The sequence below is a fragment of the Cupriavidus basilensis genome (genome assembly GCF_000832305.1).
Classification (GTDB): domain Bacteria; phylum Pseudomonadota; class Gammaproteobacteria; order Burkholderiales; family Burkholderiaceae; genus Cupriavidus; species Cupriavidus basilensis_F.
In genome coordinates, this window is record NZ_CP010536.1 from 852,824 (window position 1) to 865,021 (window position 12,198).

Annotated in this window: 13 protein-coding genes; 7 read left to right on the plus strand and 6 right to left on the minus strand. The window is 68.7% G+C overall.

What is annotated here, in order from left to right:
* The first annotated feature begins 16 nt into the window (after positions 1 to 16).
* The 4 genes from RR42_RS03860 to RR42_RS03875 all read left to right on the plus strand — a co-directional run bounded on the left by RR42_RS03860 (position 17) and on the right by RR42_RS03875 (position 3,153).
* Entirely contained in the window at positions 17 to 1,096 is a 1,080-nt protein-coding gene (locus tag RR42_RS03860) for a LacI family DNA-binding transcriptional regulator (RefSeq protein WP_043344242.1), read from the plus strand.
* A 93-nt stretch (positions 1,097 to 1,189) separates the two neighbouring features.
* Positions 1,190 to 2,131 carry a 2-hydroxyacid dehydrogenase gene (locus RR42_RS03865; protein ID WP_043344246.1) on the plus strand — a complete coding sequence of 314 codons (942 nt, stop codon included), beginning with the start codon at positions 1,190 to 1,192 and terminating at the stop codon, positions 2,129 to 2,131.
* A gap of 112 nt (positions 2,132 to 2,243) precedes the next feature.
* Positions 2,244 to 2,438: a DUF1059 domain-containing protein gene (locus RR42_RS03870; RefSeq protein WP_043344249.1), complete on the plus strand. Its 195-nt coding sequence runs from the start codon at positions 2,244 to 2,246 to the stop codon at positions 2,436 to 2,438.
* A 166-nt stretch (positions 2,439 to 2,604) separates the two neighbouring features.
* On the plus strand, positions 2,605 to 3,153 hold the full coding sequence (locus RR42_RS03875) for a nucleoside 2-deoxyribosyltransferase (RefSeq protein WP_043344251.1): 549 nt from the start codon (positions 2,605 to 2,607) through the stop codon (positions 3,151 to 3,153).
* Between the two features lie 47 nt (positions 3,154 to 3,200).
* Here RR42_RS03875 and RR42_RS03880 read toward each other — a convergent pair whose 3' ends face one another.
* The 6 genes from RR42_RS03880 to RR42_RS03905 all read right to left on the minus strand — a co-directional run bounded on the left by RR42_RS03880 (position 3,201) and on the right by RR42_RS03905 (position 9,040).
* Positions 3,201 to 3,857 (minus strand): PqiC family protein, encoded by a 657-nt coding sequence (locus RR42_RS03880; RefSeq protein WP_043344253.1) that lies wholly within the window; start codon positions 3,855 to 3,857, stop codon positions 3,201 to 3,203.
* Positions 3,857 to 5,488, minus strand: a complete 1,632-nt coding sequence (locus RR42_RS03885; RefSeq protein ID WP_043344256.1) for an intermembrane transport protein PqiB — start codon at positions 5,486 to 5,488, stop codon at positions 3,857 to 3,859. The genes RR42_RS03880 and RR42_RS03885 overlap by 1 nt, the downstream gene beginning before the upstream one ends.
* The gene (locus RR42_RS03890) at positions 5,481 to 6,215 is read right to left on the minus strand and encodes a paraquat-inducible protein A (protein ID WP_043344258.1); all 735 of its coding nucleotides are present in this window, start codon (positions 6,213 to 6,215) and stop codon (positions 5,481 to 5,483) included. Before RR42_RS03890 ends, RR42_RS03885 begins: the two co-directional genes overlap by 8 nt.
* The gene (locus tag RR42_RS03895; protein ID WP_052494433.1) at positions 6,212 to 6,877 is read right to left on the minus strand and encodes a paraquat-inducible protein A; all 666 of its coding nucleotides are present in this window, start codon (positions 6,875 to 6,877) and stop codon (positions 6,212 to 6,214) included. The genes RR42_RS03890 and RR42_RS03895 overlap by 4 nt, the downstream gene beginning before the upstream one ends.
* Entirely contained in the window at positions 6,874 to 7,998 is a 1,125-nt protein-coding gene (locus RR42_RS03900) for an AI-2E family transporter (protein WP_043344262.1), read from the minus strand. The genes RR42_RS03895 and RR42_RS03900 overlap by 4 nt, the downstream gene beginning before the upstream one ends.
* A 124-nt stretch (positions 7,999 to 8,122) precedes the next feature.
* The gene (locus tag RR42_RS03905; protein WP_043344266.1) at positions 8,123 to 9,040 is read right to left on the minus strand and encodes a LysR substrate-binding domain-containing protein; all 918 of its coding nucleotides are present in this window, start codon (positions 9,038 to 9,040) and stop codon (positions 8,123 to 8,125) included.
* A 169-nt stretch (positions 9,041 to 9,209) separates the two neighbouring features.
* On the opposite strand from RR42_RS03905, the gene RR42_RS03910 reads away from it, so the two are divergent.
* The 3 genes from RR42_RS03910 to RR42_RS03920 are packed head-to-tail and all read left to right on the plus strand — an operon-like array spanning position 9,210 to position 12,197.
* The gene (locus RR42_RS03910) at positions 9,210 to 9,683 is read left to right on the plus strand and encodes a (2Fe-2S)-binding protein (RefSeq protein WP_043344270.1); all 474 of its coding nucleotides are present in this window, start codon (positions 9,210 to 9,212) and stop codon (positions 9,681 to 9,683) included.
* Positions 9,680 to 11,965 (plus strand): xanthine dehydrogenase family protein molybdopterin-binding subunit, encoded by a 2,286-nt coding sequence (locus RR42_RS03915; protein ID WP_043344273.1) that lies wholly within the window; start codon positions 9,680 to 9,682, stop codon positions 11,963 to 11,965. Before RR42_RS03910 ends, RR42_RS03915 begins: the two co-directional genes overlap by 4 nt.
* A gap of 55 nt (positions 11,966 to 12,020) precedes the next feature.
* Positions 12,021 to 12,197 (plus strand): rubredoxin, encoded by a 177-nt coding sequence (locus RR42_RS03920; RefSeq protein ID WP_043344276.1) that lies wholly within the window; start codon positions 12,021 to 12,023, stop codon positions 12,195 to 12,197.
* Position 12,198: the final 1 nt, after the last annotated feature.

Genomic DNA, 12,198 nt, shown 5'->3' on the forward strand with positions numbered 1-12,198 from the left:
TTCCTTCACCACATTCATGGCCTCATCCCGCAAGCCGACCGCTTCTCGCACCGCTCCTCGCACCGCCCCTCGTTCCGCGCCCACGCCAGCCCCTGCCGGCCGCGCCACCGGCAGCGTCACGCTGGCTGACGTGGCCAAGATCGCGGGCGTCTCGCCGATCACCGTGTCGCGCGTGGTCAACCAGCCCGGGCTGGTCTCGGCGGGCACCGTGGCGCGCGTGCAGGAGGCCATCCAGCGCACCGGCTACGTGCCTAACCTGCTGGCCGGCGGCCTGGCCTCGCGGCGCAGCCGGCTGATCGCGGCCATCGTGCCGACCATCGCCAACTCGATCTTTGCCGACACGATCCAGGCGCTGACCGATCGCTTCTCGCAAGCGGGCTACCAGCTGATGCTGGGCTTGTCCGGCTATGCCGCCACGCGCGAGCAGGATCTGCTGGCTGCGATCCTTTCGCGCCGCCCCGACGGCATCGTGCTGACCGGCATCGCGCACACCGCCGATACGCGGCGGCGACTGCTGGCCGCGCGCGTGCCGGTGGTGGAGACCTGGGACATCACGCCCACGCCGATCGACATGCTGGTGGGTTTCTCGCACGAGAAGGTGGGCCAGACAGTGGCCGAGTTCCTGCATGCGCGCGGCTATCGCAGGCCCGCCATCCTGTCGGCCAGCGACCAGCGCGCCGAGTCGCGCCGCCTGGGCTTTCTCGACGCGTTCGGCCGCCACGGCATCACGGAAGTGCCGAGCAGCATCGTGCCCGCGCCGTCCAGCCTGGGGCTTGGCCGCGAGGGGCTGGCGCGGCTGCTCGACGGCGGCGCGCGACCGGACGTGGTGTTCTGCAGCTCGGACACGCTGGCGCAGGGCGCGCTGTCGGAAGCGCGCGCGCGCGGGCTGAAGGTGCCGGAGCAACTCGCGGTGATGGGCTTTGGCGATCTCAACTTTGCCGCGCATACCTACCCGGCGTTGTCGACCGTGCGCATCGACGGCCCGGCCATTGGCCGCACCGCTGCCGAGTGCCTGCTGGCCCGCATCGACGCTCGCGAAGTGGGCGAGCGCATCATCGACCTGGGGTTCGAGGTCATCCAGCGCGAGAGCGCCTGAGCCCCGGGCGATGCCCTGCGGCGCGGCGTGGCGTGGGACGCGATATGATTGCGCTACCATCCAATGCCACATCTTTTCCCTCGCCTCGCATCCATGTCCCAAGCCACGCTTATCCAGATCGGCCCCCTCGCGCCGCAGATCAATTCCCGCCTGCGCGAGCAGTACCAGGCCGTGCCGCTGTGGGAGCAGCCCGAGCCGCTGGCGTGGCTGCGCGAACACGCGCAGCAGGCGCGCGTGGCGGTCACATCGGCGCGCCACGGCATCACCGCCGAGGCCATCGCGGCCATGCCCAGGCTCGCAGCCATCGTGAGCTTTGGCGTGGGCTATGACTCGATCGCGCTGGACGCGGCCCGCGCGCGCGGCATCCAGGTCAGCAACACGCCCGACGTGCTCAACGACTGCGTCGCCGACCTCGCTTTCGGCTTGCTGCTCGACGCCGCTCGCGGCATCGCCCATGGCGACCGTTTCGTGCGCGCTGGCAAGTGGGGCAGGGACAGCTTCCCGCTGACCACCCGCGTCAGCGGCAAGAAGCTCGGCATCCTGGGCCTGGGCCGCATCGGCGAGAAAGTGGCGCAGCGCGCCACCGGCTTCGGCATGGACATCGCGTACCACAACCGCCGGGCGCGCGATGGCGCGCCGTGGCGCCACGAGCCTGACCTGAAGGCGCTGGCCGGCTGGGCGGATTTCCTGGCCGTAACCTGCGTGGGCGGCCCCGAGACCGAAGGGCTGGTATCGGCCGGCATCATCGAGGCGCTGGGCCCCAAGGGCATCCTGGTCAATGTGTCGCGCGGCAGCGTGGTGGACGAGGATGCATTGGTCGCGGCTTTGCGCAACGGCCGCCTGGGCGGCGCCGGGCTGGACGTGTTTCGCGCCGAGCCGCAAGTGCCCGAGGCGCTGTTCGCGCTGGACAACGTGGTACTGGCTCCGCATGTGGCCAGCGGCACGCATGAAACCCGCGCGGCCATGGCCGCGCTGGTGTTCGACAACCTCGATGCGTTCCTTGGCACCGGCAAGGTGATCACCCCGGTACTCTGACGCGCTGGCAGGCCCCCCGCGCACGGCGCCGGTCCTATACTGGATCAGGCGGTGGATCAGGCGCCCGCCGCCCCGGCGGCGCCATCTCACCCTCACGCGTCAGGAGGCAATGATGGGACGCAAATATATCGATTGCCGCGAGTTTCCGAGCGCGTCGAAGTGCACGGTGGCATTGAGCGCCGACACTGAAGACGAACTGCTCGAAGTTGCGGTCCAGCATGCGGTGCAGGTGCACCAGCACCAGGATGGCCCCGAACTGCGGCAGATGCTCAAAGGGGCATTCAAGGATGGCTCGCCGCCCGCGTGAGCACGTGAGCACGTGAGCGCAGCAACGCAGGCCGCCGCCTGGCGAGGGCGGCGGCCTGCCGTTCAGGTTCGGGTTGACGTTGGGTTTGACGTGGGCGCTGTAGCCATCGCGTCAAACACATGCGCTATCCTCACTGGCGTCAACGTCCGCCACCCAGCCACGCTCAATGAAAACCATCTACCTCGCCGGCTTCGACGTATTCCGCAAAGACGCCATCGCCTACGGCGAGGCCCTGAAGGCCCGCTGCGCCCATTACGGCTTCCTCGGCCTCTACCCCCTCGACAAAGCCGCCCCGGCCGGCCTTTGCGGCCCCGACACCGCGCGCTGGATCTACGAGGCGAACATCAATCTGCTGCGCCGCGCCGACATGGTGATGGCCAACCTGGACGATTTCCGCGGGCCGGGCGAGCCGGACTCGGGCACGGCATTCGAGGTGGGATTCGCCATCGCGCTGCAAAAGCCGGTATGGGGCTACAGCAGCGACCGCGGCACGTTGCTGGACCGCGTGGCCGTTGCCACCGATGAAACGCGAGGCAAGGGTGAGCGGCTCGATGCGCGCGGCTTCGTGGTGGAGGATTTCGGCCTGGGCAAGAACCTGATGCTGGCCTGCTCGGCCAAGCTGGTGGCGGGAGACGCCGAGGCCTGCCTGGCGGCCATGGCCGAGTCGGAGCGGCGGCGCAGTTGCCGGGGCGCGCCGGCGCCGGCGGAGGATTGATTCAGGCGCGGGCGGGACCTGCATCCCGCCGCGCAGCTACTTCGCCGCTACTTCGCCGTGCCGCGGCGCAGTGTTTCCACGCCGGCCGCGATATCGTCCGCGGTGCTTGCCACGATCTGGCGGTAAGCCGCCACGACGCCGTCCACCGCGCCCGGCGCGGCCAGCTCGGCCTGCGTGCGGCCGGCCTTGACCTTGCCGTCGGGCAGGCGGCGCACGGTCCAGTTGATGACGGCGCCAGCGCGCTGGCCCACGTCAGCATCCAGCCGCACCACTTCGGTGGTGATGCGGAACACGGGCTCCACCTCCGACAAGCCTTGCTGGTAGGTGTCGACCGCGCCTAGCCTGGCCTGCAGTTGCTGCGACAGCGCGTCGCGCAGCTCGTCCGGCAGCGGTGCGGACCAGCGCGACAGGTCCAGCAGCTTGAGCTCGTTGCCATCCTTGCCGCCGCGCACCACCAGCTGTGGCCGGTTGAGGCGTTCAGGCACGCGCACCGGCGCAACCTCGATCCACACCGGCTGCGCCTGCGCTGGCGCCGCAGCCTGTCCTTCGGCGCCGGCAGCCGTAGCGGCAGCGGGACCCTGGGCCAGCGTGTAATAGCGCGGATCGGGCGAGGCGCAGCCCGCCAGCATCGCCGCGGCGAGCGACAGGGGCAGCATCAGGGGCAGCAACAGGCGGTGGCAGGTCATCTCTATGCGGGTCATCATCATTTCTCCGGCTTGCCGCGCACCAGCGCTTCAGGGTGGCGTTCCAGGTATTCGGTCAGCGTGCGCAGCGACACCGCGGTGCGCGTGAGCTCCTGCATCATGCGGCGCGTGTCTTGCTGCAGCGGGGCATCCGAGGCGAGCGTGCCGTTGGCCGCGCTCAGCGTCTTGCGCGCATCCTGCAGCGCAGCCAGCACCTGGGGCGCCACGTCGCCGTTGAGCTGGGCCACCAGTTTGTCCGCGCTGGTCATCATGGTGTTTAGCGTGGCTATCGACGTGCGCAGGTCCTGGCCGATCTGCTCGAACGGCACCTTGTCGATCTTGTTGACGATATCGCCCAGCTTGGCCTGCAGCTCGTCGAACGCACCCGGCGTGGTGGCCAGTTCAGGCATGGCGCCATCCAGGTTGACCGTGGCGGGCGGCGCCTTGGGGAAGAAATCCAGCGCCACATAGAGCTGGCCGGTCAGCAGGTTGCCGGTGCGCAACTGCGCGCGCATGCCACGCTTGATCAGCGTCTGGACGATATTGCGGGCACGGTTGACGTCCTCCACGTCGCGCGCCCGGAAGCCCATGCGCGAGGGGTACAGTTCCACCACCACGGGCAGGCGGAAAGCCTTCTTCTCGACCTGGTACTCGATGCCGATCGAGCGCACCTGGCCTACGACCACGCCGCGGAAATCCACCGGCGCGCCGGGCGAGAGCCCGCGCACGGACTGGTCGAAGTTCAGCACGGCGAGCGAAGGCGCGATTTCTTCCGGCTCCTTCATCGCCTCGGTCTGGTCGCTGGCCAGCAGGAACTGGGTGTTCTCGTTGGCGGCATCCGTCGCCTTGGAGTCGTCCGGCGCCTGGAAGGCCACGCCGCCGAGCAGCACCGTCACCAGCGATTGCGTGTTGAGCTTGAAGCCGCCGGCATCGAGCTTGATGTCCACGCCGCTGGCGTGCCAGAAGCGCGAGTCGGCCGTGACGAGCTTGTCGTAGGGCTTGTTGATGAACACGCGCAGCGACAGGTCGCGCCCGTTGGGCTCCAGCTGGTAAGCCACCACCTGGCCAACCTGTACGCGGCGGTAGTAGACCGGCGAGCCGATGTCGAGCGAGCCGAGATCGGTGGCGCGCAGCACGAACTGCTTGCCGGAGGCATCGGTGGTGACGGCGGGCGGCACTTCCAGCCCGGTGAAGTCGCGCACGCGCTCCTCGGACTTGCCCGCGTCGACGCCGATATAGGCGCCTGACAGCAGGGTTCCCAGCCCGGAGATGCCGCTGGTGGCAAAGCGCGGGCGCACCACCCAGAAGCGCGTGTCCCTGGTGGAGAAGCTCGCGGCATCCTGGGTCAGGTCGATCCTGGCGATCACGTGCGAGTGGTCGCCGGCCAGCCGCACGGACTTGACCAGGCCGATGTCCACGTCCTTGTAGCGTACCGGCGTCTTGCCCGGGACCAGGCCCTCGGCGGTGCGGAACGTGACCGTGATCTCGGGGCCGCGCTCGGTGAGCGTGTGGATCAGCAGCGACAGGCCAACCACTGCCGCCACGATCGGGATCAGCCAGACCAGCGAGGGCAGCCAGCGTGCCCGGCGGCGGCGCTCCGGCGCCGGTGGCTGCGAGGAAGGAGAGGGAGGGGACTGGTCTAGGTCAGGCATCGTTTGTATCCATCGAATCCCACAGCAGGCGCGGGTCGAAACTGAGTGAGGCCAGCATGGTGAGCACCACCACGGAGCCGAACGCCATGGCGCCGGCGCCAGGGATGATGGTGGCGAGTGCGCCGGCCCGCACCAGCGAAGCCAGCAGCGCCACCACGAAGATATCCAGCATCGACCAGCGGCCGATGATTTCCACCAGCCCGTACAGCCGGGTCTGCTGGCGAATCCGCCAGCGCGAGCGGAAATGCACGGACAGCAGCAGCAGCGCGAGGATGATCATCTTCAGCAGCGGCACCACGATGCTGGCGATCAGCACCACGATGGCCAGCATGTTGGAGCCCGACAACCATAGGTAGACCACGCCGGAGAAGATGGTGTCGCGCTGCGTGCCCAGGATGGACTGCGTCACCATGACCGGCAGCAGGTTGGCGGGAATGTAAAGGATGAGGGCGGACAACAGGAACGCCCAGGTGCGCGCGAGGCTGTTCGGCTTGCGGTGATGCAGCGTGGCGCCGCAGCGCGGGCAGGGCTCCCCTTGCATCGCGAGCGGGCTGAGCGCGTCGCAGGCGTGGCAGGACACCAGGCCCATCGACGTGGCGGTAGGCACCTGCGGCAGCGGCCTGGTTTCGTCGTCGTCGGTCAGCTCCGCCACCACATCGGCGGCCAGGCGGCGCGAGCGCGCCAGCGCGGTGGCGCCCACCGGGGGCTTGGGGGGCGGGGCGCTCATCGGGGCGGCTCCTCGTCCAGGTGCTGCCACAGATCGCGCGGATCGAACGACAGCATCGCGGCGAGCACGATCACCAGCGCGGCGAACGACCACAGCGCCACGCCCGGCAGCACCCGCGCCATGGTCGAGAGCTTGACCAGCGTGACCAGCACGCCAATCATGAAGACTTCGATCATGCCCCACGGCCGGGTTTGCTGGATGCCGCGCACGATGCGCTCGAAGCCCGGCGGCATCCGGTGGCGCGCCATCGGCACCAGCAGGTAAAGCATCATCAGCATCTCGGACAAGGGAAACAGGATGGTGGTGGCGAACACCAGCACGGCCACCAGCGTCATGTTGTCCGCGTAGAGCGCCTGCACCGCGCCCCACAGCGTGGTTTCGGTGCGCACGCCCTTGAGATCCATCTCGACGATGGGATAGGCGTTGGACACCAGGAACAGGATCAGCGCGGTAATGACCAACGGCAGCAGCCGCGCATAGGCCCGCGCGCTGTCGCGGTAGAGCTGGCCGCCGCAGCGCAGGCACAGCGCGCGCTCGCCCGGCTCCAGCTCGGCGCGCTGGTAGACCGCATCGCAGTACTCGCAGGCCACCAGCCGGGCCAGCTCGGCCTGGGTGGGCGGCGCTGCCAATGGCTGCGGTTCGGGACGGCTGGTTTCGCTCATGCCTTGCCGGAACCCGCCACGTCCTCGGCGGTGGTGATGGGCTTGCCTTGCGCCAGCGCGGGCGGCGGGTCGGTCAGGTGCTGCGAGCCGATGGTCCAGTCGCGCAGCAGCGCGTAGGCCACCGCCAGCAGCGTCGGGCCGATAAAGACGCCGAGAAAGCCAAAGGCCAGCGCGCCGCCGAACACGCCCAGCATCACCCAGATCAGCGGCATGTCGGTGCCTTTGCTGATGAGGAGCGGCTTGATGACGTTGTCGGCCATGCTGACCACGCCCACGCCCCACACCACCATGAAGATGGCCCAGCCGAGCGAGCCGGTGTGGTAAAGCCAGAGCGCGGCGGGAATCCACACCAGCGGCGGGCCGACCGGGATCACGGACAGGAAGAAGGTAATGAAGCCAAGGATGGCGGCGCCGGGCACGCCGGCGATCCAGAAGCCGATGCCGGCCAGCAACGCCTGCACGAAGGCCGTGCCCAGCACGCCGTAGACCACGCCCTTGACGGTGTTGCCGGCCAGCGCCAGCAGGTGGTCGGCGCGCTCGCCGGCGATGCGGCGCATGCCCGCGCGCAGCCACGCCACCGCGAACTCGCCGCCGGTATAGAAGAAGAACGCCAGCACGATCGACAGCGCCAGCTGGCCCAGTCCGGCGCCGATCGACAGCCCGGCGCCCAGCACCGCATGGCCCACGGGCGCGATCAGCTTGCGCAGGTTGGCGACCATCTCCGAGTCGGCATGGATCACCTTGTCCCAGGAGCTTTGCAGGTAGCCGCCCGCATAAGGCAGGCCGGTCAGCCACCCGGGCAGCGCGGGCGCGCCGTGATCGAAGAACTGGTCGACCAGGCCGGACAGCTCGTCGATGTGCGCGGAGACGCTGGCGCCGGCATAGACAAAGGGGCCGAGCACGATGACCGCGGCCAGCAGCACGCAGATCAGGGCCGCCAGGCTGCGCCGGTTGCCCATCCAGCGCGACAGCACCGTATAGGGGTACCACGAGCTGAAGGCGAGGATGGCGCCCCACAACAGCGCGGTGGTAAAGGGCGCGAGCACCAGCAACGAGCCGCCGATCAGCACGATCAGTGCAAAGATGGCGGCGAGTTTTTCAATCAGTTGGCCGGAATTCATCGGGTGCTTCTCCTGGGCTGCCGGTGTGACGTAAACGGCAACAATATATAGGAAAACCCGTAGCCCGCCGGAGACGGGCGGCATCGCGGGGGCAGCCATGTTGCATTGCGGGATGCCCGGCGCGCTACGTGCTACGCAGGCCTTCCCCAAACGTCTCACGATGCCATACCTCGGTGACATCTTCCAGCAGCGTGAGAAAGCGGTCCAGCGCGGGCAGGCCATGGTCGCGCCGCACGGTGGCATAAAGGTCGGCGGCCAGCCCCGGCTCGTCCAGCGTGAGGAAGGCGACATCCTCGCGCGGCGCGCCCGACAGCGAGCGCGGCAGCGCGCTGACCCCAACGCCGGCGCCCACCAGGCTGAGCACCGTCTGCGGATCCACCGACTCGTGCAGCACGCGCGGGTGGAAGCCATTGCGCACGCAGGCGGCCAGCAAGCTGCGGATCACCGGGCTTTGGGTATTAAGCAGCACAAATGGTTCCGCCGCCAGCGCCTTCAGCCGGATCCGGCCGCTTGCCGCCAACGGATGGCTTGCCGGCACCGCGGCCATCAGCGGCTGCGGGTAGACGCGGATCGACCGCAGTTCCTCGCGCCCGGTAGCGCTGGACGCAAAGCCGACGTCGATCTGGCCACGCACCAGCGCCTCGCCCTGCTGGTCGGGGAGCATCTCGTGCAGGGTCCACTCCACCGCCGGGTTGCGTTCCTGGAACAGCCGCATGGTACGGGGCAGGGGGCCGTACATCACGGAATTGATGATGCCGATGCGCAGGTAGCCCTCCAGCCCGTCGGCCACGCGCAGCACCATTTTCCGGGTCGAGTCCAGGTCGGCCACGATGTCGCGCGCCCGCGTCAGCAGCGCCTCGCCCGCCCGGGTCAGGCGCGCGCCCAGGCGGCCACGCTCGAACAGGATGACCCCAAGGGACGCCTCCAGCGACTTGATCTGCTGGCTCAGTGGCGGCTGGGATATATGCAGGCGCTCGGCGGCACGGCTGAAGTTGCCCTCCTCGGCGACGGCGATGAAATAGCGGAGCTGGCGGATATCCATATCGATGTCGTATGGAAAAGATTCTTAAATCATATTTCACATATGGATTTGGCGCAGCTAGTCTTTGCTTCAACACGGCCCGCCAGCCCCCGAAGACAGCAATCAGCAGCGCCAAGCAGCGCCAAGCAGCGCCAAGCACTGACAAACGGCGGAGCAAGGAGAAAAAACCATGACCCCCATCAACGTCAACGGCGCCCTGCGCGCCGTGCAAGCTCCCGGCGACACCCCCTTGCTGTGGGTGCTGCGCGACGAGCTCGATCTCACCGGCACCAAGTACGGCTGCGGCATGGGCCTGTGCGGCGCCTGCACGGTGCATGTGGATGGCGCCCCGGTGCGGGCCTGCCAGACGCCGGTGTCCACCGTGGCCGGCAAGCGGGTCACCACCATCGAGGGTTTGGGCCAGCCCGATGCGCTGCACGCGGTGCAGAAAGCCTGGCAAGCCGAAGACGTGCCGCAATGCGGCTACTGCCAGTCCGGCCAGCTGATGTCGGCCGCCGCGCTGCTGGCCAGCAAGCGCAATCCCACCGACAGCGATATCGACGCCGCCATGGCCGGCAACATCTGCCGCTGCGGCACCTACGACCGCATCCGCCGCGCGATCCATCGCGCCGCCGCCGAACTGCGTGGAGGCAAGCCAGCATGACGCGCGAGCTCAACCTTATCGATGCCACCCCGGCCAGCGGCGGGCGCCGCCGCTTCTTGCAAGCCGGCGCGGCGCTCGCCGGCGGCCTGCTGCTGGAGATCGGCAGCGCAGGCCAGTTCATCCGCAACGCGGCTGCCGCGCCCATCACCGATAGCGCGGCCGGCAACTTCGCGCCCAATGCCTGGGTCCGCGTCACCCCCGACAACCGCGTGCTGCTGGTGGTCCACAAATACGACAGCGGCACCGGCGTGAAGAACGCGCTGGGCCTGATGCTGGCCGAGGAGCTGGATGCCGACTGGGCCACCGTACAGGTGATCCAGCCCGACGATCCGCTTGCCAAGGCCTACCTGCATCCGCTGTGGGGCATGCACGCCACCGGCGGCAGCACCAGCGTGGCGCTGGAGTGGAACACGCTGCGCCGCGCGGGCGCCGCCGCGCGCGCCATGCTGGTGGCGTGCGCGGCGCAGCGCTGGGCGGTCGAGCCGGCGGCCTGCAAGACGGCCGCTGGCGCCGTGATCCACGTGGCCAGCGGACAGCGCCTGACCTACGGCGAGCTGGCCGAAGGCGCGGCACGCCTGCCGGTACCGTTGGAGGTCACGCTCAAGCGGCCAGACGAGTTCGTGCTGATCGGCAAGGAGCGCAGCAGCTACCGCGTGGCCGACAAGCTCACCGGCCGCGCGCGCTACGCCATCGACATCAAGCTGCCGGACATGCTGAGCGCCATCGTGGTGCACGCGCCGGTGGTCAACGCGCGGGTGGTGTCGTTCAACGCCGCCGAGGTCAAGGCGTTGCCCGGCGTGCGCGATGTGTTCGCCACCGAAATCCCGGAAACGATCGCGCATTTCCGCCCCGACGCGCCGGCCGCGCGCCCCATCAATGGCGCCAGCCAGCCCGGCGTGGCCATCGTGGCCGATCATTTCTGGGCCGCGCAGCGCGCGCGCCAGGCGCTCAAGGTGGTGTGGGGCGACAGCGCGATGAAGGACTTCAGCGCCCAGGCCGCCATCCGCGCCATGGCCGCGCGCGTGGACGAGCCTGGCAAGAAGTCCAAGGTCAAGGGCGATGCCGATGCCGCCTTCCAGGGCGCGGCCAAGGTGGTGGAAGCGGTCTACACCATGCCCTACAAGGCGCATGCGCAGATGGAGCCGCTCAGCATCGTGGCGTGGGTGCGGCCGGATGCGGTGGAGTACTGGGGCGGCGTGCAGGTGCCCTCGCGCTGCGCGCAGGCGGCCGAGACCATTGCCGGCGTCTCGCGCGACAACGTGAAGATCCATCTGACCGAAGCCGGCGGCAGCTTCGGCGCCCGCGAAGGGCTGCACATCATCCTGGAAGCGACCTATATCGCCAAGCGCATGGGCCGCCCCGTCAAGCTGCTCTACAGCCGCGAAGACGACATGCACGCGCTCTATTACCAGAGCGCCAGCGTGCACAAGGCGCGCGCCGCGCTGGACGCGGCCGGCAATGTGCAGGCCTTCAGCCTGCGCGCCGTGGTGCCGTCGATCAAGGAGCCCGACGATCCCGGCTTCCTGGCCAAGGTGCCGGTCGATCCAAGCTGCACCGAGGGCATGCGCGACGATTTCTACTACCAGGTGCCCGCGCTCGACCTCGCCTGGGTGCGCCACGAGCCGGGCTTGCCGGTGTGGTGGTGGCGCGCGGTGAGCTACGTGCCGAATATCTTCGCCATCGAAAGCCTGATCGACGAAGCCGCGCATGCCAGCGCGCAGGACCCGGTGGCATTGCGCAGAAAGCTGCTGCATGGCAAGCCCGAGCATGTGGCGGTGCTTGACCGCGCCGCCGCACTGGCGGGCTGGAAAGCCGGCGCGAAGCCGGGCAAGGGCGGCAATGGCCGTGGCCTGGGCGTGGCCACCTACGAAGGCTACAAGAGCTATATCGCCATCGTGGCCGATGTCAGCGTCAGGAACGGCGCCATCACCGTGCACAAGATCACCTGCGTCGTGGACTGCGGGCTTGCCGTCGATCCCGGCTCGGTGCGCCAGCAACTGGCTGGCGGCATCTACTGGGGCATGTCCACCGCGCTGATGAATGCGGTGCATATCGAGAACGGCGGCGTGAAGCAAAGCAACTTCCACGACTACCCGGTGGTGCGCATGAGCGACGCCCCGGCGCTGGAGATCGTGGTGATGCCGCCCTCCGGCAGGCAGCCCGGCGGCGTCGGCGAACTGTCCAACCCGCCGGTGGTGCCGGCGATCGGCAACGCCATCTTTGCGGCCACCGGCAAGCGCCTGCGCGCCACGCCATTTGCGCTGGCGCAGGCCAGTGTCTAGCCATCCGGCCGGCACGCAAACACGTAACAACCCGAACCCGATGAAAGGACTCGCCATGACGACAGCGACGAAATGGAAGTGCATGGTATGCGGCTTTGAATACGACGAAGCGCTCGGCATGCCCGAACACGGTTTTCCCGCCGGCACGCGCTGGGAGGATATCCCTGACGAATGGCTGTGCCCGGACTGCGGCGTGAGCAAGGCCGAGTTCGAGATGGAAGTGGTGGCCTGAG